General features: G+C 33.9%; 25 protein-coding genes. 17 read left to right on the top strand and 8 right to left on the bottom strand.

Features of this window, described 5'->3' with window-relative positions; all coding sequences use genetic code 11:
* Positions 1 to 3: 3 nt before the first annotated feature.
* On the bottom strand, positions 4 to 1,356 hold the full coding sequence (locus tag QBK95_RS05610; protein ID WP_280931440.1) for a Na(+)-translocating NADH-quinone reductase subunit A: 1,353 nt from the start codon (positions 1,354 to 1,356) through the stop codon (positions 4 to 6).
* 190 nt (positions 1,357 to 1,546) lie between these two features.
* Between QBK95_RS05610 and QBK95_RS05615 the strand changes: the two genes are divergently transcribed.
* From QBK95_RS05615 to apaG, 3 genes are all read left to right on the top strand, one after another.
* Positions 1,547 to 2,815, top strand: coding sequence for a type IX secretion system plug protein (locus QBK95_RS05615; RefSeq protein WP_280931441.1), 1,269 nt, complete (start codon positions 1,547 to 1,549; stop codon positions 2,813 to 2,815).
* A 99-nt stretch (positions 2,816 to 2,914) separates the two neighbouring features.
* Entirely contained in the window at positions 2,915 to 3,967 is a 1,053-nt protein-coding gene (locus QBK95_RS05620) for a DUF3667 domain-containing protein (RefSeq protein WP_280931443.1), read from the top strand.
* A 1-nt stretch (position 3,968) separates the two neighbouring features.
* A complete protein-coding gene (gene apaG, locus QBK95_RS05625; protein ID WP_280931445.1) occupies positions 3,969 to 4,355 on the top strand; it encodes a Co2+/Mg2+ efflux facilitator ApaG/CorD in 387 nt (128 codons plus the stop codon).
* On the opposite strand, the gene QBK95_RS05630 is transcribed toward apaG, so the two are convergent.
* Both QBK95_RS05630 and QBK95_RS05635 read right to left on the bottom strand, forming a co-directional pair.
* Positions 4,330 to 5,340, bottom strand: coding sequence for a DUF6695 family protein (locus QBK95_RS05630; RefSeq protein WP_280932282.1), 1,011 nt, complete (start codon positions 5,338 to 5,340; stop codon positions 4,330 to 4,332). The two genes, apaG and QBK95_RS05630, sit on opposite strands and share 26 nt — an antisense overlap.
* Positions 5,341 to 5,405: 65 nt before the next feature.
* Positions 5,406 to 6,122, bottom strand: a complete 717-nt coding sequence (locus QBK95_RS05635; RefSeq protein ID WP_280931447.1) for an NRDE family protein — start codon at positions 6,120 to 6,122, stop codon at positions 5,406 to 5,408.
* A 160-nt stretch (positions 6,123 to 6,282) separates the two neighbouring features.
* Between QBK95_RS05635 and pruA the strand changes: the two genes are divergently transcribed.
* From pruA to QBK95_RS05655, 4 genes are all read left to right on the top strand, one after another.
* On the top strand, positions 6,283 to 7,911 hold the full coding sequence (gene pruA, locus QBK95_RS05640; RefSeq protein ID WP_280931449.1) for an L-glutamate gamma-semialdehyde dehydrogenase: 1,629 nt from the start codon (positions 6,283 to 6,285) through the stop codon (positions 7,909 to 7,911).
* 106 nt (positions 7,912 to 8,017) lie between these two features.
* Positions 8,018 to 9,127, top strand: a complete 1,110-nt coding sequence (locus tag QBK95_RS05645; protein ID WP_280931451.1) for an FAD-dependent monooxygenase — start codon at positions 8,018 to 8,020, stop codon at positions 9,125 to 9,127.
* 29 nt (positions 9,128 to 9,156) lie between these two features.
* Positions 9,157 to 9,627 (top strand): GNAT family N-acetyltransferase, encoded by a 471-nt coding sequence (locus tag QBK95_RS05650; protein WP_280931453.1) that lies wholly within the window; start codon positions 9,157 to 9,159, stop codon positions 9,625 to 9,627.
* 237 nt (positions 9,628 to 9,864) lie between these two features.
* Positions 9,865 to 11,121, top strand: coding sequence for an MFS transporter (locus QBK95_RS05655; protein WP_280931454.1), 1,257 nt, complete (start codon positions 9,865 to 9,867; stop codon positions 11,119 to 11,121).
* A gap of 156 nt (positions 11,122 to 11,277) precedes the next feature.
* Here QBK95_RS05655 and QBK95_RS05660 read toward each other — a convergent pair whose 3' ends face one another.
* Positions 11,278 to 11,877: a hypothetical protein gene (locus QBK95_RS05660; RefSeq protein WP_280931457.1), complete on the bottom strand. Its 600-nt coding sequence runs from the start codon at positions 11,875 to 11,877 to the stop codon at positions 11,278 to 11,280.
* Between the two features lie 143 nt (positions 11,878 to 12,020).
* Positions 12,021 to 12,650 carry a 16S rRNA (guanine(527)-N(7))-methyltransferase RsmG gene (rsmG, locus tag QBK95_RS05665; protein ID WP_280931459.1) on the bottom strand — a complete coding sequence of 210 codons (630 nt, stop codon included), beginning with the start codon at positions 12,648 to 12,650 and terminating at the stop codon, positions 12,021 to 12,023.
* A 395-nt stretch (positions 12,651 to 13,045) separates the two neighbouring features.
* Between rsmG and QBK95_RS05670 the strand changes: the two genes are divergently transcribed.
* The 3 genes from QBK95_RS05670 (at position 13,046) to QBK95_RS05680 (ending at position 15,865) form a co-directional block, all read left to right on the top strand.
* Complete coding sequence (locus QBK95_RS05670) at positions 13,046 to 14,146, top strand: fatty acid desaturase family protein (RefSeq protein WP_280931461.1); 1,101 nt, start codon at positions 13,046 to 13,048, stop codon at positions 14,144 to 14,146.
* 43 nt (positions 14,147 to 14,189) lie between these two features.
* Positions 14,190 to 15,377 (top strand): pyridoxal phosphate-dependent aminotransferase, encoded by a 1,188-nt coding sequence (locus tag QBK95_RS05675; protein WP_280932284.1) that lies wholly within the window; start codon positions 14,190 to 14,192, stop codon positions 15,375 to 15,377.
* Positions 15,378 to 15,586: 209 nt separating this feature from the next.
* On the top strand, positions 15,587 to 15,865 hold the full coding sequence (locus QBK95_RS05680; protein ID WP_280931462.1) for a hypothetical protein: 279 nt from the start codon (positions 15,587 to 15,589) through the stop codon (positions 15,863 to 15,865).
* Here the strand turns inward: QBK95_RS05680 and QBK95_RS05685 are convergent, their stop codons facing one another.
* Both QBK95_RS05685 and trkA read right to left on the bottom strand, forming a co-directional pair.
* Positions 15,866 to 17,362 (bottom strand): TrkH family potassium uptake protein, encoded by a 1,497-nt coding sequence (locus QBK95_RS05685; protein WP_280931464.1) that lies wholly within the window; start codon positions 17,360 to 17,362, stop codon positions 15,866 to 15,868.
* A gap of 1 nt (position 17,363) precedes the next feature.
* A complete protein-coding gene (gene trkA, locus QBK95_RS05690; protein ID WP_280931466.1) occupies positions 17,364 to 18,713 on the bottom strand; it encodes a Trk system potassium transporter TrkA in 1,350 nt (449 codons plus the stop codon).
* Positions 18,714 to 18,928: 215 nt separating this feature from the next.
* Here trkA and QBK95_RS05695 point away from each other — a divergent pair, with 215 nt between their 5' ends.
* From QBK95_RS05695 to porT, 4 genes are all read left to right on the top strand, one after another.
* A complete protein-coding gene (locus QBK95_RS05695; protein ID WP_280931467.1) occupies positions 18,929 to 19,192 on the top strand; it encodes a hypothetical protein in 264 nt (87 codons plus the stop codon).
* Positions 19,193 to 19,196: 4 nt separating this feature from the next.
* The gene (locus tag QBK95_RS05700) at positions 19,197 to 19,484 is read left to right on the top strand and encodes a hypothetical protein (protein WP_280931469.1); all 288 of its coding nucleotides are present in this window, start codon (positions 19,197 to 19,199) and stop codon (positions 19,482 to 19,484) included.
* Positions 19,485 to 19,569: 85 nt separating this feature from the next.
* Positions 19,570 to 20,298 carry a bifunctional demethylmenaquinone methyltransferase/2-methoxy-6-polyprenyl-1,4-benzoquinol methylase UbiE gene (ubiE, locus tag QBK95_RS05705; RefSeq protein ID WP_280931471.1) on the top strand — a complete coding sequence of 243 codons (729 nt, stop codon included), beginning with the start codon at positions 19,570 to 19,572 and terminating at the stop codon, positions 20,296 to 20,298.
* A 1-nt stretch (position 20,299) separates the two neighbouring features.
* On the top strand, positions 20,300 to 21,022 hold the full coding sequence (gene porT / locus QBK95_RS05710; protein ID WP_280931472.1) for a type IX secretion/gliding motility protein PorT/SprT: 723 nt from the start codon (positions 20,300 to 20,302) through the stop codon (positions 21,020 to 21,022).
* Positions 21,023 to 21,026: 4 nt separating this feature from the next.
* Here the strand turns inward: porT and QBK95_RS05715 are convergent, their stop codons facing one another.
* A complete protein-coding gene (locus QBK95_RS05715) occupies positions 21,027 to 21,758 on the bottom strand; it encodes a TrmH family RNA methyltransferase (RefSeq protein ID WP_280931474.1) in 732 nt (243 codons plus the stop codon).
* 37 nt (positions 21,759 to 21,795) lie between these two features.
* On the opposite strand from QBK95_RS05715, the gene tamL reads away from it, so the two are divergent.
* From tamL to accD, 3 genes are all read left to right on the top strand, one after another.
* On the top strand, positions 21,796 to 24,348 hold the full coding sequence (gene tamL / locus QBK95_RS05720) for a translocation and assembly module lipoprotein TamL (protein ID WP_280931477.1): 2,553 nt from the start codon (positions 21,796 to 21,798) through the stop codon (positions 24,346 to 24,348).
* Between the two features lie 87 nt (positions 24,349 to 24,435).
* Complete coding sequence (gene fbaA / locus QBK95_RS05725; RefSeq protein WP_280931479.1) at positions 24,436 to 25,503, top strand: class II fructose-bisphosphate aldolase; 1,068 nt, start codon at positions 24,436 to 24,438, stop codon at positions 25,501 to 25,503.
* A 68-nt stretch (positions 25,504 to 25,571) separates the two neighbouring features.
* Positions 25,572 to 26,432: an acetyl-CoA carboxylase, carboxyltransferase subunit beta gene (gene accD / locus QBK95_RS05730; protein ID WP_280932285.1), complete on the top strand. Its 861-nt coding sequence runs from the start codon at positions 25,572 to 25,574 to the stop codon at positions 26,430 to 26,432.
* Positions 26,433 to 26,496 lie beyond the last annotated feature (64 nt).

Genomic DNA, 26,496 nt, shown 5'->3' on the forward strand with positions numbered 1-26,496 from the left:
ACTTTATCCTATTTCTTTTAACATTAAATCTAGTCCTTCTCTAATGATCTGCTGATGTGGTTGCTTAGAAACACATATAAACTCAGTCAGTGCAAAATCCTCTGGAGCTACTTCATACATTCCTAATTGTTCCATGGCGTCAAGATCATTAACTGCACAGGCTTTTAGGATTTGTAATGGATAAATATCTAAAGGAAAAACCTCTTCATAATTACCAGTAACTACAAATGCTCTATGTTCACCATTAGTATTTGTATTTAGATCATATTTCTTATTCGGAAATAACCAAGAGAAAGTCAATGCTCGAGACGGAGAAATCTTATTAAAAATCGGCTTATTCCATCCAAACAATTCGTAATCATTCCCTTCTGGTATTACAGTGATATTATTATGATAATATCCTAAATTTCCATCAGGTTTTACATTATCACCAGTAAGCACATTACCACTGATCACTCTAATATTATTATCTTTTACTCCAGAATCGTATACCACAGAAGAAACCTCTGCTCCAATTTTGGTTTTAAAATATTTCGGATTCTTAATAGACGATCCTGCCAAGGCTACAATTCTTTCAGAATTGAATTTTCCAGTTAGCAATAACTCTCCTATAATCACAAGATCTTGTGGAGTAACAACCCAAACAACTTCTCCTTTATTAATAGGGTCTATTTTTGCTATTTGCACGCCTACATTTCCAGCAGGATGTGGGCCGCTCACATTATGAAGCGTAGTATTATCTAATCCAGAGAAAATTGAATTTTCTTTTTTACCAATCGATACGTGAACATCACCTTCTGTCAACTTACTTAATGCTGTTAGCGCAGTCTGAAGCTCTCGTTCTTTACCTGCCAACACGTGCTCTAAATCTGCAGCTAACGGAGCTGTCACATAAGCAGATACAAAAATCGCTTTAGGAGCAACATCAGGATTCGCGATCACATCATATGGTCGTTGCTTAATAAAAGGCCAACAACCAGATGACAATAAGTGAGATTTAATTTCATCTCCGCTCATTCCCTTTACATCCTTTGTTCCAAAGTCTGTAAATTGTTGTTCTTTATCGGCTAAAATCTTAAATGCTAATATTTTTCTCTTGGCTCCTCGAATAATTTCCACAACCTCTCCACTTACTGGTGAAGGAAAAAGCATTTTTTCATTAGATTTTGAGTGGAAAAGTGGTTCGCCGGCTTTAACTTCTGTACCTTGCTTAGCAATAACTTTGGGTACGATACCGTGAAAATCGTCAGGCTTAATTGCGTAAACATTACTTTTGGTGGCTTCTACAGTAACTTTTTCTGCTTCGCCAACAAGCTTAATGTCCAAGCCCTTTCTGATACGAATGTCTTTTGACATATTTGTAGTCTATGTTAATTAACTAAAAAAATCGTGCAAATTTACTAATTAAAACACGTAAGTGAAAGCTGGCACTGTTATAAGATTTTATTTATAACGTTTCTAAATAGTAGTTTTTCCATCTTAAAAAAACCACCAATATCTTTAGGCACACATTTTGTTTATCTTTACGCAGTTAACTATCAAATTAATGTCACAAAAATTTAAACAATTCCTGTTAATTCTAGGACTATACAGCTGCTCTTTATCATTTATTAATGCTCAGGAAGTGATAGAAGAAGTAAATCCACCTGAATTTATTAAAACAATTCAATTGTTTGGTAACGAAGAATTTTCTGGAACACCTATTTTAAAACTCGGTGAACCACTAAGTCTTGGATTTGATGATATTAATGGAGATGAGACAGATTATTACTATAAAATTACTCACTATAATTTTGATTGGACTCCTTCTGTTTTATATAAAAACGAATACTTAAATGGATTTGATGACATTAGAATTGTTACTTACGAAAATTCATTCAACACCTTACAAATGTACAGCCATTACACTCTTAGGATTCCCAACGAGGATACCAAAGGATTAAAAGTAAGCGGCAATTACATGATTGAAATATATGATGACAACGATGAAATTGTGTTTTCCAGAAAGTTCATTGTGTACGAAAGTCTCGCCAATGTAAAAGTGTACACCAAGCGATCCAGAGATTTAAAGTTCATTAATAGTAAACAATCCGTGCAGTTCGAGATAAGTTCGCCAAACGAGATTCTTAAAAACCCGAAACGAACTGTAAAAACACTAGTCATCCAAAACAATGATATAAAAAATGCTATTACAGATCTTGTGCCTCAATTTACAATTGCTAATAGCCTGGTATACAAGTATGATGTTGAATCTAGCTTTTGGGCCGGTAATGAATTCCTCTTTTTTGATACTAAAGAAGTAAGAGCATCTACAGCTAATATTAGAAAAATTGAGTTGCAGGACATTTATCATAATCATCTATACACTGATATCGTTAGAGGTAATAGAAACTATACGTATTATCCGGATATTAACGGTAGTTTCGTAGTCAGAAATCTAAGAGCTGAAAATAGTAATACCGAAGCTGATTATGTATGGATGCATTTTTCTTTAGAGTGCTATGAACCGTTGGACAATGGAGAAATTCACCTTTATGGTAACTTCAATAATTATGTTATTGATGAATCTACAAGGCTAACCTTTGATGCAGAAAATGCAATTTACTACACTAAAAAATTATTCAAACAAGGGTTTAACAACTACAAATATGTCTTAGTAAGACCAGACGGTACTATAGACCCAGGTTTCATTAGCGGTAATTTTGACGAAACTGAAAATGAATACATGGTAATTCCATACTACAGAGCTCCTGGAGCACGATATGATCGTGTAATTGGAAAAGGCATAGGAAACTCCAGAAACATTACCAATTAAAAATTAGTTTAACATAGTACCAACATAGGTTTTTGATTTATTTTTTGATTGTAACAAAATACTCTTAATTTCGTCCAGCGCAGAAACTATCAACTAAGAATGAAAGAAAAGGGGAGATTTCTTAAAAAGTATAGAGGAAACGAATGCCTTAATTGTGAAGTTCCTTTAGACATTATCGATCGCTATTGTCATAATTGCGGTCAGATTAACACCACTAAAAAACTTTCTTTTAAAGATTTTTTTAATGAATTTTTCGCTAGTATATTTTCCTACGACTCTAGGTTGAGACACACAATAGTTGGGTTGTTATTCAAACCTGGAATAGTTTCAAAAGATTATGTAGAAGGAAAAAGAATAAAGTATGCCAATCCTTTTAGGTTTTACTTAAGCGTTTCGATATTGTTTTTTATCATAAGCGGATTATTTATTGACTTTGAAAGCGTTATTCCACAAAAAAATGATCAAAACAAAGAGTTAATAGAAGTTGACACATCTGATCAAACACCAGACAACAACACTATTACTAATGATTCCCTATCAAAAATTCAAGACACCGATGAATCCGTTTATTTCAATGAAATTCAATTGGATACCATGGGTACTTTTAAAGCTGTTAAAAATCGCTGGAAAACCTATAAATCTTATTACAAGAAAACAGGAGAGCTGTCCGCGAATAAGGCTTTGGATAGTTTGCATCATAATAAAAACGGGTATACAAAATATTTATACAAAAGAAGCATTAGGACTAAAAACTTAAATGAAAATCCAATGGAGCTTTTGAAGTTTGTTTTTAATAAGCTACCATTTATCATATTTTTCTTTCTTCCGTTTTTTGCATTAACCATTTGGCTATTATACATAAGAAGATCTTTTAATTATATGGAACATCTTGTATTTATTTTCCATACACAAACCATGTTTTTTATATTAATGGGAATTGCCATTTTGATCGATCAAATTACAAAAAGTGAAGCCGCATCTGGCATCGCTATGTTGGTTTTCTTATTCTATCTATATAAGGCTATGCGTAATTTTTATCAGCAAAAAAGAGCTAAAACTATTGTTAAATTTCTGTTAGTGAACGTATTATTTTTTATCTTAGCAAGCATAGGTTCTTTCGTTACTATTATAGGATCAATGTTTATATTTTAATATGGTTGAGCAAATAACCAGAGGCATAAAAATTTCGGTGGATACCACCTTTGAAGGTACGTTCTTTAAGAACTATAAGATTCATTTTGCCTTTGGGTACCGTATCACTATTGAAAACCAGAGCAAAGACTCTGTACAACTCACTTCGCGTTTCTGGGAAATTAAGGATGCCTTGAGTGGAATTGAAATTGTAGAAGGAGAAGGTGTTATTGGTAAAAAACCTGTACTAAAGCCAGGAGAATCGCACACTTACAATAGCGGATGCCTATTAAGCGCTCCTTTTGGAGCCATGAAAGGACACTACAATATGGTTAATTTCACCTCTACTAGAAAATTCAAAGTAATGATTCCGAGTTTTAAACTTAGTGCTCCTTTTGCTCTGAATTAATTCTTTTAACCAAATCAAATCTTATTCTTTTCCCTTCTTGTTCTATATGACAATAACTACAATGAGAGTCGTATACAAACTTATGCTCTTTGCTGTAATCAAACGGAGATCTTGGTTTAAAAACACCTCTAAAATCTTCATCTCCATACTCAGTATATCTTCTGATTTCAAAAAAACCTTCCTGTAGCGCAACCTCTTTAATTGTAAAGTAAGCACTACTACCTATTCCATCAAGAAAATGAGCTTCTTTTAAATACTCCGGCAACACAGCATCTTTTTTCTCTAAAGAAGGAATTTTTTTATCAAAATAGTTGGTTAAATTCTCTTTAAATACAGAATTTGGATATTCTATCAAAACTCCTTTTTCTACTTGATATATTTTATTTCTCATAGACCCTTTTTCTACATTACCTAAAGGACTAGGAGTAAATAACTTATTTCGTAACAAGGGTGTTCTTATTCTAGAAACATCAGTACTTGCCAAAATAGTATCGGTTACTATCCTCGAGCAATTACTACCTTCTTTCCTAAAAGTTGAATAAGGAATACTCCCTTTACGCTGAGTTTCTAAAACATATGCCTTAGCTTGATCATAAAAAATATAATCACAAACAGAAGCCACCAATCTTCCGCTACCATGTGTTTTCTCTGGATGCGCTTCTAACCACAATAAAAATTCTGCAATATTATCTAATTTCCCATCGACTGTAAAAGTAGCCTTAAACGGTATTTCAAGCTCTATATCAGTAACAGCACTTCGTACTCTTCCTTTGCCATTAGGCGTAATATATCTCCCAAAATCGTAATACTCAGCAGCACCTGTTTCATTTTCGATCAGTACAAAAGCTGCATGACCCGCTTTGATAATTCCATTTTTACCTAATCCAAAGAATTGTAATACACCAGTAGATTTTTTTTCTTCATCAGAAAATCGAACAAAAGTATCTGGAAAAGCTAGGGAAATTATTTTGCCCGTGTAATTCATCACACGACTAAAATTTTAATTAGTAATTTATTTTAAGAAAAATCCAAACTAACAATGTTGTTTGTCTATACTGTTATCGCTTCAAAAGCAACAACATTCACCTCTTTATTCTGAAGATCTTCATAGCGCATCGTAAGTTCATCCTCATTTTTAACGATTTGAGTAATACTTCTTGTTTTCAAGAATCCTCTATCAATTTGCAGATCAACATCCTTATCTCCAATTCCATAATTTTTATGAAAGTCTAACAAAGAATCTACAGTTAACATATTGTTTTGTTCAAATGCATCAAACCAATCTTCTCTTGTATTTTTCATCTCTTTAGTATATAATGTAGAAGATGACCAAATATGAGTTTCTTTAGGCAAAGCTCTGAAATATTTTTCTTTACCATCCCAAACCAATTCAAAAAACTCCAAATCCGATTGCCAATTTGCAGCTACTATAGTAAAAGGCTCAATACCTTTATAATTATATTCAGAGATTGCTTTTTGCAAATCATCAGCCTCCAACAAATCTTTTACTACCACTCCTCTACTTTGTCTATATGACGCATGTCTCTCATGAATTTCGAATGCACCATTAAGTAAACAAATCATAGTGTTTTTATCACTAAGTCCTATCCATGTTCCTCCAGCTACCGCGTCTTTAGGGAATAACATTCTGGTATCCCCAATCTGATAAAATTCAGGAAGTAAAGTTTTTCGATTAATAGCCTCATCACGATTAGAGGTTAATATAAAGTTATTTTCCTGCGTGGGGATCAAAGTTACTGTACACATAGATTTCTGGGTCGCGTAAATATCGCACAACTTACAAAAAAAAATACACACTATAGATGTTTATAAAAGGTTAAAATGAATATTACCCTTCATAATTTTCTATCTTTGTCGCTTTAAATATATGAACGCATCTTACTAATTTAAACTAATATACTAAATCATGGGAAAAGGTTTTTTTCAAGTTCCTACAGCGATAAACGAGCCTGTAAAGTCATATGCTCCAGGCACTCCAGAAAGAGAGGAAGTTTTGGCAACGTATAAATCAATGTATAACACATCCATTGATGTTCCATTATATATTAATGGAGAAGAAATAAGAACTGGTGATACAGGAACTATGTCTCCTCCTCACGATCACAAGCATTCTTTAGGTACTTATCACAAAGCTGAGAAACAACATATTCAAAAAGCAATAGATACTGCGATAGAAGCTCGTAAAAAATGGGCAGATTTAGCTTGGGAGCAACGTGCTGCTATTTTCTTAAGAGCTGCAGAATTAATTGCAGGACCTTATAGAGCAAAAATTAATGCCGCTACAATGTTAGCGCAATCCAAAAATATTTTTCAAGCAGAAATAGATGCAGCATGTGAGTTTATAGATTTCTTACGTTTTAATGTAGAATTTATGACTCAGATTTATGAAGATCAACCAGATTCTACTTCTGGAGCTTGGAATCGATTAGAGTACAGACCGCTAGAGGGTTTTGTTTATGCAATCACTCCTTTTAACTTTACCGCAATTGCAGGAAATTTACCAGCAAGTGCTGCATTAATGGGAAATACAGTAGTCTGGAAGCCTAGTGACAGTCAAATTTATTCTGCTAAAGTGATAGTAGATATTTTTAAAGAAGCTGGTGTTCCTGATGGAGTTATCAATGTGGTATACGGAGATCCTGTGATGATTACAGATACTGTACTTGCAAGTCCTGATTTTGCTGGTATCCACTTTACTGGTAGCACCCACGTATTTAAAGATATTTGGGCCAAAATCGGAACCAACATTCACAACTATAAAACGTATCCTAGAATTGTTGGAGAAACAGGAGGAAAAGATTTCATTATTGCACATCCAAGCGCAAATGCCAAGCAAGTAGCTACAGGAATTTCTCGTGGAGCATTCGAATTTCAGGGACAAAAATGTAGCGCAGCATCCAGAGCATATATTCCAAAAAGTTTATGGGCTGATGTAGAAAAGTTCTTAAAAGCAGATATCAAATCCTTTAAAATGGGATCTCCTGAAGATATGGGGAATTTCATTACAGCAGTGATCCACGAAGGCTCTTTTGACAAGCTTGCAAAGTTTATTGATCAGGCCAAAGAAGATCAGGGAGCAACCATTATTGCAGGTGGTGGATACGACAAATCCAAAGGATATTTTATCGAACCAACAGTAATCCTTGCAGAAGACCCTAAATACACTACAATGTGTACAGAGCTTTTTGGCCCAGTTATTACAATTTACGTATACGATGATGCCAAATGGGAAGAAACTTTAGCTTTGGTTGATAGCACTAGTGAATACGCCCTTACAGGAGCCATTTTCTCTACAGACAGATATGCTGCAGCAGAAGCTACCAAAGCATTAGAAAATGCCGCAGGTAATTTCTATATCAATGACAAACCAACAGGTGCCGTTGTTGGTCAACAACCATTTGGTGGAGCCAGAGCTTCTGGTACGAATGATAAAGCAGGATCATACCTTAACTTATTACGTTGGGTATCTCCTCGCACAATCAAAGAAACTTTTGTTACACCAGCAGATTATAGATATCCTTTCTTAGGAGAATAGTTTTTATAAGACCTATTAAAAAAAGCGCCAATTGGCGCTTTTTTTTGTTTGATTTGAAAAATAAAAACAACTAAATTCACAGTAAAATATATACGAACACAAAAACATGAAAAAAATCTTACTTGTAGGAGGAGGAATAGCTGGACTTACCATGTTACGTCTTCTACAAAACAAGGGACATCATATACGACTCATCGAAAAACAGCCAGAATGGCAAATCTCTGGAACAGGTTTATATATGCCATCTAACGGTGTTGTAGCTTTGGAGAAAATAGGTCTTGGTGATGTGGTAAGACAAAAAGGATTTATAGTTAGCACTCGTCATATTATGAATGCCAAAGGAAATATGATATTGGATCTGGATCTAGAAAAAATATGGAACCGAGAAAAACCATGTCTAGGCATCAATAGAAAAACACTACACGATATCCTTCTGAAAGGTATAGATCATACAAATATCACTTTAGGGCTTACCATAGATAAACTAAAGGCAAATCATGACAATGTGGATGTGACTTTTTCTGATGGAAAAACTGACACCTATGATATTGTTATCGGTGCAGATGGATTACATTCTAACACCAGAACACTTACTTTAGGAAATATTCCGTTAAGAAAAGTAACTGCGCAAATATGTCGTTTTATTATTAAAAGACCTCAACATATCAATTCGTGGTCGTTGTACATAGATACTATTGGACAATTTCTAATCATCCCGATGAATGATACAGAAGCATATTGCTATGTCAATAGAAAAACTAAAGGTTTTAAAACATTCGACAAAAAAGAATATATGAAACCTTTCGAAAAATTCGCTGCTCCCGTTTCTACTATTCTACAAGATTGGAATTCAGAAACTTCACATTGGGATGATCTCGAGGAACTATCTCCTTTATCCATAATGGGAAAAGATCGTATTGTTCTAATTGGTGATGCAGGACATGGAATGCCTCCTTTTATGGCACAAGGTGGCGCATTGGCACTAGAAGATGCTGTAGTACTATCTACATTGCTAGAAAATAAAGATTGGAGTACGATCGCCACTAGCTTTACTAAGCATAGAACCGATAGAATTAACTGGACCAGAACTCGAAACAGAAAACGAGAAAAACTTTCTAAGCTCCCATTTTGGATAGCTAAACTTGGACTAAAAAAAGTAGGAGAAAAAAACTGGACAGAAGATTACAGACCTCTTGCTGAATCTCCAAACTGGTGATTTGAAATTAACGATAAAAACTCAAAACAATGATCATACGTGCTGCAACAATTGAAGACCTGCCAATTCTACTTGATTTTGAACAAAAAATCATAGAAGCAGAAAGGCCAATGGATCCAACGCTAAAAACCAATGAGAAAATCAGTTATTACGATCTTGGAGAATATATTAAAGCAGACCATACAGAAGTCGTGGTTGCAGAGGTAAATCAAGAAATTGTGGGTAGTGGTTATGGTCAGATTAGAGATCGAAAAGAATATTTTACACAAGAAAAGTTAGGATATATTGGTTTTATGTATGTAAAAGAAACCCATAGAGGACAAGGAGTCAGTCAGCAAATCATTCAATATTTATCCGACTGGTTTAGCACTAGAAATATAGAAGAAATTCAACTTGATGTCTATGATCAAAACCCAAGAGCAATTAGAGCCTATGAAAAAGCAGGTTTTGAAAAATACCTGATTCGAATGCGAATAAATGTAAAAGATACACCGCAATAAACAGGCTAAAAACGTTCAACTTTCTTTGTCTTATTTTGGATTCCGTCTACTATTGATGATAAGAAACACCATCCTTATTATCCGTTCTCATACTGAGCAAATCGAATTGTTGTCGAAATGCAGTAAAAAACATTTTGCTGATGCATAGAAATACTCAGCGTATAGTAAAAACAATTACAAACACTATCTTTAAGCAAACATATACACTTGTACTTGAAATTCTAATCTCATCACCATATGAATCAAAAAAAAGCTCCCTGGTATTTTCTAGTACTACTTATTTTGGCTGGAGAATCGGTTTTTATTCTTCCTTTCGTACTTGCACGGGTCTTTAGACCAACAGTACTTGAAGCCTTTGGTCTGGACAATTTAGAATTAGGGCTTTGTTTTTCTGTCTATGGAATAGTAGCTTTACTATCATACCTTTTTGGAGGACCGATAGCAGATAAATTTCCGCCAAGAAAACTAATTGCCGTAGCACTATGGATGACAGCTCTTGGTGGATTGGTATACGCTACATTTCCTGGATACACAACGTTGAAAATATTATATGGGTATTGGGGTTTCACCACAATTTTTTTATTCTGGGCGCCAATGATCAAAGCTACTCGAGTTTGGGGTGGATCCACTTCACAGGGGAAAGCATTTGGTTTTCTTGATGGTGGACGCGGATTGGTAGGAGCGCTATTTGGAGCTATGGGCGTCTTAATTTTCTCATTATTTATTACTTCTGATATTGCAGAAGCTACCCTTTCAGAAAGTAGAGCAGCATTTAAGCAAGTGATATTAGTATCTTCTGGCATTGTCAGTTTTGTAGGTATTCTTGTTTGGTTCTTTATGAAATTAGATCAAAAAACCGAACAGGAGATTATCTTAGAAAAAATCACCATTTCGCAAATTACGTCCGTATTACGTTTACCTTCTGTATGGTTACTAATGATCATTATTTTATGTGCTTATGTAGGATATAAAATCACCGATGTATTTTCTTTATATGCTACAGATGTGATGTTATATGATCAGGTAAAATCTGCGCAGGTAGGTACTTTTTTATTATTTATTCGCCCCGTGATTGGTGTATTGATTGGGGTATTGGCAGATCGTACACAAACCACGTTCTGGTTAGTGGTTAGTTTTGTAATCTCTTTCTTTGGAGCTTTATTATTCGCTTTGGGTCTGATCACCGCATCGGCAACCACATTGTTCTTTATATCTATATTGGTCGTAGCGACTGGAGTGTATGCCGCCCGCTCGTTATATTTTGCAGTGATGCAACGCGGTCAAATCCCGCTGGTTCTTACTGGAACAGCTGTAGGTCTTATCTCTTTAATAGGATATACTCCTGATATTTTTGCTGGTCCTGCTATGGGATATCTTTTAGACAAGTCACCAGGAATACAAGGACATCAACATGTATTCTGGATGCTAGCGTTGTTTTCTTGTATTGGTGGTATTGCAGCCTGGTGTTACTATCGTTTATACAAAAAGAAATAATGAAATTATTTAAAAAAACTTGGTTCAGAATTATAATTAGACTACTTGGAGGAGGTATGTTTACCTAACTAATACATATAACTACTGGGGATCCAAACCGACCAATGGAATTTAATCCAAGTTTAACTATGATATATACTTTGGATCCGTAGTTTTTTACTTTGCCTTTTTTCTCAATAACCAGGACAGCTTCATAGCCAATGTACCATATGCCGCTCCAATTCTCATTTCTCTCTTATAAGGAGCTATTTTAGCTTCTATACGTATCGGTGATTTTGATTCCCAAACAATATTTTTTGGGTTTGCTACCTCATATATTTGAAGTGCCACTTCTATTTTACACGGCTGAGAAAAACCGACATTATATCCAGGATATATCCATAATGTCTGAATATGTAAGTTGTATTTTGCATTGGGATTACTTCTTGAAACTACAATTTTTCTTTTTTTAGGTAGTGCATAGTTCAAGTTTTCAATAAATAACGGAGCATATACCGTATCTCTATCTGCAAACCACGAACCCTTAAATTTTTCACCAGATCCAGGCTTATGTTCTTCTCGTATTCGTACCTTATCTTTTATAAACTCTTCTTCTGAAGAATAGCCATGTACGTTCATATTATCATACCCAAAAGATACCGACAGTTCTTTTTCACCAGCTAGTATAGAAATATCTCCAGAGGCTGTTTTTATTTTCTGACCTAAAACAGGTAGCGTACAAAAAATAATTAAAAGTATACCAAGTAAGTTTCTCATGCCCTTTTATCTATCAATTAAGTTAACAAGCTTAATAATTATGTGATGTATTAAAATTAAAAATATGTCTTTTTGTTTTTCTGTCTAATCATTCTCCTTCTGCTAGTTTGCGAATAACATCTTAGCATAGCTCATCTCTATCTTTACAGCTTATACTTTAACGGAAGATGTACCACTTTTTTGGTTTCAAAGAAATCTTCTTCAAAATAATCCGGTAAATTATATTGCGTTGCTTTTGGGAACAATCCTAATTCTTCAGTTAAATCTCCACCTTTTAGGTACAAAATCCCATTTGGCAATTCATGTATTGATTTTTTAGTCACATTTTTACGAACCCACTTTACAAAATCAGGCATATTGGTCACTGCTCTACTCACTATAAAATCAAAACGATCTTCGAATGTTCCAGCGCGTCGTTGTTCTGCTTTTACATTGGTTAAACCTAAGGCACTTGCCACTTCATTAACAACTTTTATTTTTTTTGCAATCACATCTACCAAATAAAAATCAGTTTCAGGAAATAGTATTGCCAATGGTACTCCTGGAAATCCTCCTCCTGTACCCACATCTAACACTTTCGTACCTGGCTTAAATCCCTGTATCTTTGCAATCCCCAATGAATGTAGTACATGCCTTTCGTATAATAAATCGATATCCTTTCTGGAAATCACATTGATCTTGGCATTCCAATCCTTATACAAATCGCCTAATTGCGTAAACTTATCTATCTGATCATCTGTTAATTCTGGGAAATATTTAAGTAAAATATCCATTGATTACATTTTAAAGCGCAAAAATACATGTAAACTTGAGATTCTATTCTATTTTTCTAAAAGATCCATCACAAACAAAATCACCAAAGGCTTAATCATTTATAACACTATATTCCCAGTTATTACTTTTAACATGGGTTTCTATCTATTGTTTGTTAATTTACATCATGTCACAAAAAAATATGTTAAACACCTAATAATCGACTATACTTAGATTCTAATATGTTATTCTGAAGGCTTGCACAAAAAGCATTAACCATTTTATTTACAATATTTTAAGAATATAATAAATGAAATAAAAAAAATAGAGCGAGTGAGAAGTTAGAAAAATATAAATACCTAACTTTACCGAATAATTTATGACAAATAACGTTTAGTCATAAATACGAAAGCCCATGACTACACCTAACGTAAAATTTAGCAGAGCAGATTCAGCAAAATTCTTCAGAACACTGAACAAACGCGTGAATCAGTATTTCAAAGAAAATAACATCAAACGAACTGGTAACTGGAAATTACACCTAAAGACCATCGTTATGTTTTCTTTATTTCTAACACCTTATTTCTTAATGCTCACCCTTGATATTTCGCAATGGTGGATGTTATTACTAACGATCATAATGGGAGTTGGTATGGCTGGAGTAGGAATGAATGTAATGCATGATGGAAATCACGGATCTTATTCTTCTAAAAAATGGATTAATAAGTTGATGGGAAGCAGTATGTATGTGTTAGCTGGTAATGTATATAACTGGCAGGTACAACACAATGTTTTACATCATACTTATACCAATATTCATGGTCATGATGAAGATATGGATGCTGGTAGAGTTATTCGTTTTACAAAACATGCTAAATGGGAACGATTTCATAAGTTTCAACATTATTACTCTATTTTCTTATACGGTTTACTAACTTTTAACTGGGCATTAACCACAGATTTTACACAAACCAAAAGATATCTGGCGCGAAAACTTGCGTATGGAAAGCTACCAAGTCCATTAAAACAATGGAGTACGATTGTAATTACTAAAATTATTTATGTAATGATCTGGATAGTAATCCCTATGATTATTATGTCCATAGCCTGGTGGAAAATTTTAATTGGATTTTTTGTGATGCACTATGTTGCGGGTCTAATACTTAGCGTTGTATTTCAATTAGCGCATATGGTAGAAGAAGCACAAATGCCATTGCCAGACACTACTGGAACCATGAAAAACACATGGGCAATACATCAACTATTTACTACAGTAAATTTTTCTACTAAAAACCGATTAGTGAATTGGTTTACTGGAGGATTAAATCATCAGGTAGAACACCACATTTTTCCAAATATCAGTCATGTTCATTATACTAAAATTTCAAAAATAGTGAAACAGACCGCTCAGGAATTCAATCTACCATATAACGAATACAAAACCACCCGCAAAGCGATTATTGCTCATTTCAGACATCTAAAAGAAATGGGGATAAAACCCGCGATGCAACCATAACTTTTATTTACCAAGTATCAAAATGAGCACACAAGTATCGGAAATGAGCATTCAATTATCAGACAAAATTAACAAACTGAAAGCTTCTGCAACATTAGCAATGGCTGCAAAAGCTAGAGAACTTAGAGCAGAAGGAAAAGATATTATCGGACTTAGTTTAGGAGAACCCGATTTTAATACACCAGATTTCATTAAGGATGCCGCAATACAAGCGGTGAATGACAACTATAATTCATACACACCAGTAGATGGTTATGTAGAATTAAAAGATGCTATTATCACTAAGTTCGAAAGAGATAATAACTTAACATATGATCGTTCTCAAATTGTAGTCTCTACTGGAGCGAAACAATCTTTATACAATGTTGCGCAAGTATATCTTAATCCAGGTGACGAAGTTATTCTACCATGTCCTTATTGGGTAAGTTATAGTGATATTATCAAATTAGCAGAAGGAGTTCCTGTAGAAGTAAAAACTTCTATAGAAACTGATTTTAAAATGACTGCAGCGCAATTAGAAAAAGCTATTACTCCTAAAACCAAAATGATTTGGTACAGTTCTCCCTGTAATCCAAGTGGTTCGATTTATAGCAAAGAAGAATTAAGAGCATTAGCAGATGTATTGCAAAAATATCCAGATATTATTGTAGTTAGTGATGAAATCTACGAGCATATTAATTATGTGGGAGATCACGCATCTATGGCGCAATTTGATGATATGTATGACAGAACAGTTACTGTGAATGGCGTTGCCAAAGCGTTTGCGATGACTGGATGGAGAATCGGTTATATTGGAGCTCCACAAGCCATTGCCAGAGCATGCAACAAAATGCAAGGACAAGTAACTAGCGGTGCCAACTGTATTGCACAGAGAGCAGTTATTACTGCCTTAGAAGCTCCTGTTAGCAAGATTCAATATATGGTAGATGAATTTAAAAATCGAAGAACATTGATTTTAGATTTATTAAGAGCGATTCCTTGGTTTGAATGCAATGAACCAGAAGGTGCTTTTTATGTTTTTCCAGATATTTCTTATTACTTCGGAAAAACAATTCAGGGAACTACTATTAAAAACGCCTCAGACTTTTCTATGTTTTTATTAGAACAAGCTAATGTAGCAACTGTAACAGGTGATGCTTTCGGAAACGGAAATTGTATTAGAATCTCTTACGCAGCTAGCACGGAACAAATCAAAGAAGCAGTTAGCAGAATTAAAACAGTACTAATCTAGTACAATCTGCTTTATGTTTTAGAAAATCATAAAACTTCTATTAAAAAACCGATGATTCCATAAAAATCATCGGTTTTTTATTTTTTGAAAATAAATTGACACTTTCGGAGTTATTACTTTAATATTTTAATTGTTTTGGGGAAAACATTTAAGAAGAGATCATTGTAGTTTGAAGATATTTAACAATCTTAAAACCTACTTTTGTATTTATGGACATTCTTGAAAAAGAACGTATTGTTCAAAAAAACGTGCTTGAAATTTTCAAAGAGAATTTTAAAAGCCCTTACACTGAAGATGCTATTCTAAACCACACACCTTCTGATGTACAAAACACTATATCGTATTACGAATCTATCTTGGATATATTTTTTATCGAACCAGAATATTTACAAAGCGTAAAGGGACGTGTAAAAGATACGATTAAGAAAGTTGCTGAGCTTTGGCATATTAATCCTTATGCCTTTGGTCCTTGGGAAGAATCTTTCTGATTACCTATTCCTCCAAAAGAAAGGTGTTAGCAAGATTAACACTGTAAACAATTCTAATCTTCCGATAAGCATTAGAAAAGAACACCACCATTTTCCAAAAGCTGGTAATACGTCAAAATTATTTACTGGACTAAGTTTACCCAATGCTGGACCAACATTTCCTAACGAGGAAGCAGCTCCACCAATGGCAGTTTCAAAATCTAAACCAAGCATTCCCAACACCAAAGAGCCAATTATAAATGACAACATATATAAGATAAAGAAAGCCAAAACATTAAATACAATCTCTTTAGATACTGCTCTTTTATTATATCGTACAGGTAAAATTGCATGAGGGTGTAATGTTCTCTTAAATTCTAAGATACCATTTCGTATGGTGATTAGGTGTCTCACAATTTTCATTCCTCCAGCAGTAGAACCTGCAGAACCACCCAGAAACATAAGACCAAAAAATACTATCTTTAAAAAAGGAGTCCAAACTGTAAAATCAGCAGAGACAAATCCAGTAGTGGTAATGACCGCTAACACCTGAAATAATCCATGACGAAAAGCACTTTCTCCCTCTCCTAAAACCATAGGATGATCTATAACAGAATTAGCAGGATCAGCTTTTAGGTAAATAATCAACGCTGCAACTGCAGTAAATACAATTAAAAAGATGCCGTACCACTTAAATTCTTCGTCTTTTGCAAATTTTTTAAACTTCCCTTTAAAACCGAAATAACTTAATATGAAATTCATTCCAGCCAAAAACATGAACAACATGATAATATACTGAATCAATGGTTGATCATTCCAATATGCAACACTGGCATTTTTAGTAGAGAATCCACCAGTAGATAGTGTACTCATTGCATGGTTTATCGCATCAAAGAAATCCATTCCTGCAACTTTAAGCAGTATCGTTTCTGCTGCAGTATATCCAAAATAAATCAACCACAATCTCTTAGCTGTATCTGTAATTCTAGGATGAAGCTTATCTGCGCTTGGACCTGGAGCTTCTGCAGCAAACAACTGCATTCCTCCGATTCCCAATAACGGTAAAATCGCTACAGCCAGCACAATAATCCCCATTCCTCCGATCCAATGCGTAAGACTACGCCAAAACAATACTCCTTTTGGGATAATTTCTATTTCATTAAGAATAGAAGCTCCAGTAGTCGTATACCCAGACATGGTTTCAAAAAAAGCATTCGTAAATGATGGAATTGCTTCAGAAAACAAATATGGTAATGTACCACTTAACGACATAAATATCCATCCAAAAGTAACAACAATATACCCTTCTCTTTTATTGATTGATTTTTGATGTTCTCTGGTAAGAAACATTAAAATTATTCCAACAAACATGGTAGACAATGCAGCTAACATGATCTGCATAGTAACTCCATCCTTATACGCAAAGCTTACAATCGTAGCAATAAGCATAAATCCACCATTACAGAGCAATAAAAGCCCCATAATATGAGTAATAATTTTAAAGTTTAGTCTGGACATGCTATAAGAAAAGTTTTTCTATTTTCTTGATGGACTTAGGCAAACAGCAAACTACGACTCGATCACCTGCTTTTATATAAAAATTTCCAAGTGGGATCATTCCAACTCCATCTCTGATCACACCTGCTATAATAGCCGAACGAGGAAAATCCAAGTCCTTAATTAAATTATCGCTCACTTCCGATGTAGGTTTCACAATAAACTCTAACAACTCTGCATTCATGTTGTTAAGCTTGGTCATTGCCACTACCTCTCCTTTTCGTATAAATCTAAAAATATTATTTGCGGCTAATAGTTTTTTATTAATCAACGTATCAATTCCTATAGAATGTGACAATTGAAAATAATCCATATTCTCTACAAGAGCAATCGTTTTTCGAACTCCTTTTGATTTTGCAACCAAACATGACATGATATTAGTCTCAGAATTACCTGTCACAGCAATAAAAGCATCCATATCATTTATGTTCTCTTCTTCCAATAGTTCTACATTACGACCGTCACCATTTATAATCAATGCATTAGGAAGATCGTCTGCCAGATCAAAAGCTTTATCCTTATCACTTTCTATAAGCTTCACTCTAAATTTGTGATCACATAGATCGCAAGTTGTTTTATAACCAATCTTACTACCTCCAAGAATCATCACTTTTTTGATCTGCTCTTTAACCTTACCTGTTAGCTTATACAGTTCATCTACTCCTCCTTTAGAAGTAACAAAATACACCTGATCTCCTTCTCTAAATTTTGTATCTCCTCTAGGTATAATTGTATATTGAGTACCTGATCGCTGAATAGCAATGGGCATAAAATGAAGTTCGGGAAATATATCAGCAGCTTCTCTAACCGTTTTATCAACAAACAATGCAGTAGCGGATAAGGTAGTACCTACCATAGTTAACGCACCATCTTCAAACTCATAACTATCACTAAAAGCGGATTGATTTAACAGCAATTCGATTTCGCTGGCAGCCAACGCTTCTGGAGATATCAACTCATCTATTCCAAATTTAATAAAACCAACCTCTTCTTTGTTTTCTATAAACTCTGTATTAGAAATTCTGGCAATAGTACGTTTGGCACCTAATTGTTTTGCCAATACACAAACAGTGATATTGGTAGTTTCACTAGAAGTGACACTAATTACCATATCAACATTTTGTACTCTTGCATCTTTTAGGATACTAATAGAAGTGGCATCTCCTTTAATTACTCTGATATCCAAATGGCTATCCGCATAATTCAGGCATTCCTTATCAGGATCAATAAGTGTAATATCCTGCGATTCAAATGAAAGTAATTTTGCCAAATGAAATCCTACTTCACCAGCTCCGGCAATAATAATCTTCATCCGTATTTTTTATTGTGTATCATCAAAAAAGATAAAATTAGACTTCAACAAAAACTTCCTAATAATGAGGTGGAATTTTTTTGCTAAAAAATAAAAGCCTACAAAGATAGTGGAATTTCAGAAACTGGTGAAATTATTAGTGATCACTCGTCATTATGATTTAATTTATGTACGTTCTTGTGAGTGGTTTATTATATCTGAAATTTTACATTATTTTGACAATACTTTATTTTAGAGCCTTAGTTTGGATGACACAACTTAATATAGAAGGTTTTATCGACAAGAATATTAGTAAAATTCCTAATGCGACATTATTGTATGGAGAGGACAATCCATATACCAATACATATACACTGAAGGGAAATTTTGTTTTTTTAGGCAAAACATACAATATGATATATTTTATAACAGATAAAAGTGGTATCATAAAGAATTGTAGTTTTGGTATTAACGGTATTATAGATACGTCTTTTTTATAATGCCTTGGTAACAGAATATGGTACTCCTGATGAAATAACAAAAAAGGATCATATCGTAACTGAAAAACCGTCAAAATCACCCAACGGAATTACATCTACAGAAAGCACATATACACTTAAGGATTGTACTTTTGAAGAAAAACCTCTTTATATTATATGGAAAAAAGAAGGATATAAAGTGAAAATATTGAATGATCAAGAAGAACGAATAACATTTAAATCAATTCTGATAACTATTGGTGACGTGGATTACTATAATAACAAGAGAAGGGAGGAGTTATCTAAAAACTAGCAAAATAACATAAGCAACTACAACTAAATACCATTCTTTTCCTACGATCCATATCAAAAATGTATATTTGCCTAAATTTTTTTGAATGTCAGAAAAGATAACTCCATATAAAGACGAAACCAAAACCAAAAAAGAACAGGTCACCGAAATGTTTGATACTATTTCTGGTAACTATGATGGTCTAAATCGAGTGATTTCTTTTGGAATTGATGTAAAATGGCGTAAAAAAGTTGTAAAGATTATATCTGACACTAAACCCAATAAAGTTCTGGATGTTGCTACAGGTACAGGAGATTTAGCCATCAATCTGGTTAAAACAGGTGCTACAGAAATTATCGGATTAGATATTTCTGCAGGAATGTTAGAAGTAGGAAAAGACAAAATCAAAGCAAAGAAATTAGATCATATTATCTCTATGGTCAAAGGAGATGGCGAGAGCTTACCGTATGAAGACAATTATTTTGATGCCATTACGGTCGCTTTTGGAGCTCGAAATTTTGAAGATTTAGCACAAGGACTTTCAGAAATTTTTAGAGTACTTAAACCTGGTGGTATATTTGTAGTATTAGAAACCTCTGTACCAACCAAAACCCCATATAAACAAGGATACAAGCTATACTGCTCTACTATTCTACCATTAATCGGTAAGATATTTTCTAAAGACAGATCAGCGTATTCTTACCTTAGCGAAAGTGCTGCTGCTTTTCCTTATGGAGAAGCTTTCAACAATATTTTGCAAAAAATTGGGTTTATAGAAGTCAAAGACAATCCGCAAACTTTTGGTGTTGCCACAATTTATACAGCCACAAAATAATATGAAAAGACTTTTTATAGCAATAGCTGTTATCGTATGTACTCAGAATATGAGTGCACAATTGTTTTCTAAAGAACGTGTTAAAAACCTTCAGAATTTTGATAAACCTCGATTAAGTTGGGGATATATTCTTGGGTTTAATAGCTACGATTTTAATTTTGACTATAAAGCTACTCCTGAAGGTGAAGAACCTATATTAGATGGAGATATACAAGTTAGTAGATCTGCAGGTTTTAATGTAGGATTATTAGGTAATTTAAGAATTAATGATTACCTGGATTTAAGACTCGAACCTATGGTTACTTTTTCTCAAAGAGATCTTACCTATACTGGTCCCGATTTTGAAAATTCACAGAGATTTAGAGAAGTTAAATCTACTTACGTACATATACCTTTATTATTAAAAATCTCAACCAAAAGACTTAACAACTTTAAGCCATTTATTGTTGGTGGAGTTTCTACTTCTATCAACCTATCCAGTAACGAGAATAACCCTGATGATAACAGTGTAGGGCAGTTTAGAACTACAACAAATACGAATTATTTTGAATTGGGATTTGGGATAGATTTTTATTTATTCTACTTTAAATTCACTCCTTCAATACGAGGAATATTTGCGATGTCGGATGAATTGGTAGCCGATGCAGATCCTAATAGCCCGTATACATCAACAATCGATAAAATGTCTACCAGAGGGATTTTTATAAACTTTACTTTTCAGTAACGTCCTACCCTCTTCTAAATTCACTTAAAATGATTGCTGTAGCTGTTGCTACATTAAGGCTTTCGGTCTTTTGAACTTCTCCAAATCTTGGTATTGAAATTCTTTTGGAAACTAACTGTTCAATCTCAGAAGAAATTCCATTAGCTTCGTTACCCATTATTATGATCCCTTTTTCAGGAAGCTCTTCTTGATAAATAGTATCTCCATTCATAAAAGTTCCATAAACAGGAATTTCTCTTCGTTTAGCATTCAAAAATTCCTGAAGGTTTGTATACACGATATTCACTCTGGTAACAGACCCCATTGTTGCCTGAATTACTTTAGGGTTAAAACAATCTACAGTTTGCTCCGAGCAAACCAATTCTGTAATCCCAAACCAATCACATAAACGAATGATAGTTCCTAAATTACCTGGATCTCTAACATCATCAAGAGCAAGAATTAAACTTTTAGAAGATGTAGTTTCTGGTTGAGGAATATAAAATATCGCCAATGCCATCTGTGCGGTAGTCAAAAAGCTAATACTTTTCAGCTCATCAGCAGTTACAATAAAGGTATTATCATCTGGAGTATCAAAAAGTAAAGCATCCAAAGTAAAAAGAGAATGAAGCTTCAGATTAGCTTCTAACAACTCATTAATCACCTTTTTTCCTTCCGCCACAAACAATCCATGTTGTTTTCGGTACTTTTTTTGATATAAACTACGTATTAATTTCTTTTGGTTTTTGCTAACCATACAAATAATGTATTTTTGACACAATAATGAATCTCGATTGAAACACCTGCTCACAAAAATAGTATTTGTTGTATTAACTACAATCTTTTTAATTTCATGTAATGCAATTAAAAGAGTACCCAAAGAAGAATTTCTATTAACAAAGAATGAAATTTTTGTAGACAGTACTAAAACCAATGATCCTAAATTAGACAATCAGCTATATCAAAAACCAAATTCGAGACTAGCCTGGATTCCTTTTAGATTACATATTTATAATATCGCAAAGGTAAATCCTGATTCTATGTACTTGGATTGGCTTTATAAAAAACCAAACCGAGAAAAACGATTGACCAATTTTTTATCCAAAAAACAAGTAGACAGATTGGGAGTTGGTTATACAGGCGTTAATAATTGGCTCAAGAAAACAGGAGAAGCTCCTGTAATGGTTGATGACGCTAAAGCTAACCGCTCTATAAAAAGATTAAAATCATATTACTGGAATAATGGTTGGTTTAATGTAGAGGCAGATTATAAGATTAACAAAACTGAAGATCAAAGAGCATCTGTTTCTTATTATGTACAACCTCACAAACCATATTTCATAGATTCATTGTATACCAAAATTGAATCTAAAGTTGCTGATTCTATATACCAATTACATAAAAGCAAATCCAATATAATATCTGGAAAACAATATCGCACATTAGATATTGAAGCAGAAACAGAAAGGCTTACCTCTTTATATAGAAACTCTGGATTATTCCATTTTGAAAAAGAATTCATAAAATTTGATGCAGATACCGTAAATACTAATCAAAAGATACAACTGAATTTACTCATAAATAATAGACAAATAACTGAAGGGGAACAAACCAAAAGAATTCCTTTTCAGGTCCACAAGATCAGCAAAGTAAATGTTTTTACCGATTATTCTTATCAAAATAAGGATAAGCAACCCAAAGATAGTGTCTCTTATAATGGGTACAATATCTACAGTTATGACAAGCTTAGATATACGCGCAAAGCAATTGCTAACTCTGTATTGATAACACCAGGAGAAATTTTTAGAGATAAAGATCGCACACTAACCTATAACCAAATTAACAACTTAAAAACCTTTAAATATCCAAATATAAGATACAGCATGGATCCCGAGGATCCAAAAGGGACCGATTTGATTGCAAACGTCTTACTAACACCTAGAAAAAAATATAGTGCAAACGTAGAATTTGACGTATCCACATCGAATATCCAGGCATTCGGAATTGGTTTTGGTGGGTCTTTCTTAATCCGAAACGTATTTAGAGGAGCTGAAATTTTTGAAATCTCTGCCAGAGGAAGTGTTGGTTCATCCAAAGACCCAGTAGATGCAGAGGGGAAATTTTTTGATATTTCGGAAATAGGCGTTGATCTTAAATTATCTTTTCCAAAAATAATTTTTCCATTTAGGACTAGTAAGATTATTCCTAAATATATGTCACCAACCACAAATCTGATTTTTGGTATCAATTCTCAACAAAACATTGGATTAGACAAACAAAATGCATCTGGGATATTTAATTATGAATGGAAACCAAGCACTAAATTAACCAATCAGATAGATTTAGTGAATGTGCAATATGTTCGTAATCTTAATACAGGTAATTATTTTAATATATACTCCAATTCATTTAGCCGATTAAATAATATTGCAGGAGAAGTTCTCGATGCTGATTCACCTTTTTATAATCAGGAAAACACACTATCTATACCTTCTGGAGCAAATAGTTTCATAATTCAGTCTCTTGGAGAAACACCCGATCCTGATTTAACTACCGATCAATTACAAGAAATCAAAAACATTAATGAGCGAAAAGAACGATTAACAGAGGATAACTTAATTTTTGCATCTAGCTATACATACCTAAAAAACAATCGAGAAAATTTGTATGATGAGAATTTTTCCAGATTTAGAGCTAAAATCGAATTTGCAGGAAACGTATTAAATACAATTTCTAATCTTGCTGGGCTAAAAGAAAACTCTAGTAATCGTTTTGAGGTTTTTGGAGTTGAATTTTCGCAATATGCCAAAACAGAACTAGACTATATAAAACACTGGGACCTGGGAGGAAAAAGCGTACTGGCTTTTAGAGCTTTTGGTGGGATTGCGCTACCTTATGGAAATGCTAATAGTATTCCGTTTGCTCGAAGTTTCTTTGGTGGTGGCCCCAATGATAATCGTGCTTGGTTACCATATGACCTTGGTCCTGGAAGTAGTGGCGGTAGAAACGAATTTAATGAAGCTAACATGAAAATAGCACTAAATGCAGAATATCGATATAATATTCTAGGATCCCTTAACGGTGCCTTTTTTATTGATGCTGGAAATATCTGGAATGTACTGGATAGTGTAGAAGAAGAAGATGCTATTTTTTCTAAATGGGATGACTTACAAGAAATTGCTGTAGGTACAGGCCTTGGTTTCCGTTATGATTTTGACTTCTTTGTAGTACGACTTGATGTAGGTTTCAAAACGTTTAATCCTGCTAATAACCAAGATCAAAGATGGTTTAGAGGGTATAGTTTCTCTAAAGCAGTGTATAATGTTGGGATCAACTATCCATTTTAAAAAAGATCCCTCTTTTTCATCGGTAATTATAAAATTCTTTCCGTATTATTTTACTATTTTTGTAGGCTTATTAACTAAAAGTAAATTATGAGTCACAACATCAAACCAGGAGTTGCAACAGGAGACGAAGTACAGGCTATCTTTAATTATGCCAAAGAAAATGCCTTTGCCTTACCAGCAGTAAATGTAATCGGATCCAATTCTATTAATGCTGTATTAGAAACTGCAGCATCATTAAACTCGCCTGTAATCATACAGTTCTCTAATGGAGGAGCACAGTTTAATGCAGGAAAAGGTCTTTCTAATGAAGATCAAAAAGCTGCAATTGCAGGAGCTACTGCAGGAGCTAGACATGTACATTTAATGGCCGAAGCTTATGGAGTTCCTGTTATTTTGCATACAGACCACTGTGCAAAAAAGCTGCTTCCTTGGATAGACGGATTATTAGATGCAGGAGAAGCATTTTATAAAGAAACAGGAAAACCTCTTTATAGTTCTCATATGATTGATCTATCAGAAGAACCAATCGAGGAAAACATAGAAATTTGTAAAGAATACCTAGCTAGAATGAGCAAAATGGGTATGACTTTAGAAATTGAGCTAGGAATCACTGGAGGTGAAGAAGATGGAGTTGACAACAGTGATGTTGACGATTCTAAATTATATACACAACCCGAAGAAGTGGCGTATGCATATGAAGAATTAAGCAAAGTGAGTGATAAATTCACAGTTGCTGCTGCTTTTGGAAATGTACATGGAGTGTATAAACCAGGGAATGTGAAGTTAACTCCAAAAATTCTTAAAAATTCTCAAGAATTTATTTCTGAAAAATATGGCGTAGAACATAACCACATTGACTTTGTATTTCACGGAGGAAGTGGTTCTACATTAGAAGAAATTAGAGAATCTATTGGATACGGAGTAATCAAAATGAATATTGACACAGATCTTCAATTTGCGTTTAACGAAGGAATCAGAGATTATATGACGGGTAAGATCGATTATCTAAAAACTCAAATCGGTAACCCTGAAGGTTCTGAAGAACCTAATAAAAAATATTATGATCCAAGAAAATGGCTGCGTGAAGGAGAGATCACTTTTAAAAGTCGTTTGAAAAAGGCTTTTGAAGATTTAAATAATGTAAACACATTATAGTAAGATAAGAAACCAAGCTGAAACTCTTTTATAATATGAGTTTCAGCTTTTTTAATACTAATAAATTTATGGCTTGGTTTAAGAGAACTCAAAAAGGTATACAGACTGCTACTGAGGACAAAAAAGATGTTCCCAAAGGACTCTGGTACAAATCTCCAACAGGAAAAATAGTAGATGCAGAGCAACTAGAAAAAAACTTCTATGTAAGTCCAGAAGATGGATATCATGTTAGAATTGGAAGTAAAGAATACTTCGAAATTCTTTTTGATAATAATAAGTTTAAAGAACTAGACAAAAGTTTAACATCGAAAGACCCTCTTAAATTCGAAGACAAGAAAAAATATACTGATCGTCTAAAGGATGCTCAGGAAAAAACAAACCTAAAAGATGCGGTTAGAACTGCAGTAGGAAAATCTAATGGTAAGGATTTAGTTATCGCCTGTATGGATTTTTCATTTATCGGAGGATCTATGGGAAGTGTTGTTGGTGAAAAGATTGCAAGAGCTGCTGATTATGCTTTAGAACACAAGGTTCCATTTATGATCATTTCTAAATCAGGTGGTGCGCGTATGATGGAAGCTGCCTTATCTTTAATGCAACTAGCAAAAACTTCTGCTAAGCTTGCCCAACTGGCAGATGCAGGTATTCCTTATATATCTTTATGTACAGATCCTACTACAGGAGGTACTACTGCTTCTTTTGCGATGCTTGGAGATATTAACATTGCCGAACCAGGCGCACTAATTGGATTTGCTGGTCCTCGTGTGGTAAGAGATACTACTGGAAAAGAACTTCCTGAAGGTTTCCAAACCGCAGAATTCCTTAAGGAACATGGTTTTTTGGATTTTATTACTCCAAGACAAAACTTAAAACAAAAAATAAACTTATATCTGGATTTGATTTTAAACAGACCATTACCAACTGCTTAGATAAAAATCATTTAAAAGAAAACCTGGTTTATACCAGGTTTTCTTTTTTTTTAATAGGTTATAA

This window comes from Aquimarina mycalae, assembly GCF_029906345.1.
GTDB lineage: Bacteria > Bacteroidota > Bacteroidia > Flavobacteriales > Flavobacteriaceae > Aquimarina.

Coding starts and splice junctions, on each gene's coding strand:
- QBK95_RS05715 (WP_280931474.1), bottom strand. CDS start 21,758: ATGGTTAGCAAAAACCAAAAGAAATTAATACGTAGTTTATATCAAAAA.
- QBK95_RS05615 (WP_280931441.1), top strand. CDS start 1,547: ATGTCACAAAAATTTAAACAATTCCTGTTAATTCTAGGACTATACAGC.
- rsmG (WP_280931459.1), bottom strand. CDS start 12,650: ATGGATATTTTACTTAAATATTTCCCAGAATTAACAGATGATCAGATA.
- QBK95_RS05645 (WP_280931451.1), top strand. CDS start 8,018: ATGAAAAAAATCTTACTTGTAGGAGGAGGAATAGCTGGACTTACCATG.
- QBK95_RS05610 (WP_280931440.1), bottom strand. CDS start 1,356: ATGTCAAAAGACATTCGTATCAGAAAGGGCTTGGACATTAAGCTTGTT.
- QBK95_RS05620 (WP_280931443.1), top strand. CDS start 2,915: ATGAAAGAAAAGGGGAGATTTCTTAAAAAGTATAGAGGAAACGAATGC.
- QBK95_RS05670 (WP_280931461.1), top strand. CDS start 13,046: ATGACTACACCTAACGTAAAATTTAGCAGAGCAGATTCAGCAAAATTC.
- ubiE (WP_280931471.1), top strand. CDS start 19,570: ATGTCAGAAAAGATAACTCCATATAAAGACGAAACCAAAACCAAAAAA.
- accD (WP_280932285.1), top strand. CDS start 25,572: ATGGCTTGGTTTAAGAGAACTCAAAAAGGTATACAGACTGCTACTGAG.
- fbaA (WP_280931479.1), top strand. CDS start 24,436: ATGAGTCACAACATCAAACCAGGAGTTGCAACAGGAGACGAAGTACAG.
- trkA (WP_280931466.1), bottom strand. CDS start 18,713: ATGAAGATTATTATTGCCGGAGCTGGTGAAGTAGGATTTCATTTGGCA.
- QBK95_RS05635 (WP_280931447.1), bottom strand. CDS start 6,122: ATGTGTACAGTAACTTTGATCCCCACGCAGGAAAATAACTTTATATTA.
- pruA (WP_280931449.1), top strand. CDS start 6,283: ATGGGAAAAGGTTTTTTTCAAGTTCCTACAGCGATAAACGAGCCTGTA.
- QBK95_RS05630 (WP_280932282.1), bottom strand. CDS start 5,340: ATGAATTACACGGGCAAAATAATTTCCCTAGCTTTTCCAGATACTTTT.
- apaG (WP_280931445.1), top strand. CDS start 3,969: ATGGTTGAGCAAATAACCAGAGGCATAAAAATTTCGGTGGATACCACC.
- QBK95_RS05675 (WP_280932284.1), top strand. CDS start 14,190: ATGAGCATTCAATTATCAGACAAAATTAACAAACTGAAAGCTTCTGCA.
- porT (WP_280931472.1), top strand. CDS start 20,300: ATGAAAAGACTTTTTATAGCAATAGCTGTTATCGTATGTACTCAGAAT.
- QBK95_RS05680 (WP_280931462.1), top strand. CDS start 15,587: ATGGACATTCTTGAAAAAGAACGTATTGTTCAAAAAAACGTGCTTGAA.
- QBK95_RS05655 (WP_280931454.1), top strand. CDS start 9,865: ATGAATCAAAAAAAAGCTCCCTGGTATTTTCTAGTACTACTTATTTTG.
- QBK95_RS05650 (WP_280931453.1), top strand. CDS start 9,157: ATGATCATACGTGCTGCAACAATTGAAGACCTGCCAATTCTACTTGAT.
- QBK95_RS05660 (WP_280931457.1), bottom strand. CDS start 11,877: ATGAGAAACTTACTTGGTATACTTTTAATTATTTTTTGTACGCTACCT.
- QBK95_RS05685 (WP_280931464.1), bottom strand. CDS start 17,362: ATGTCCAGACTAAACTTTAAAATTATTACTCATATTATGGGGCTTTTA.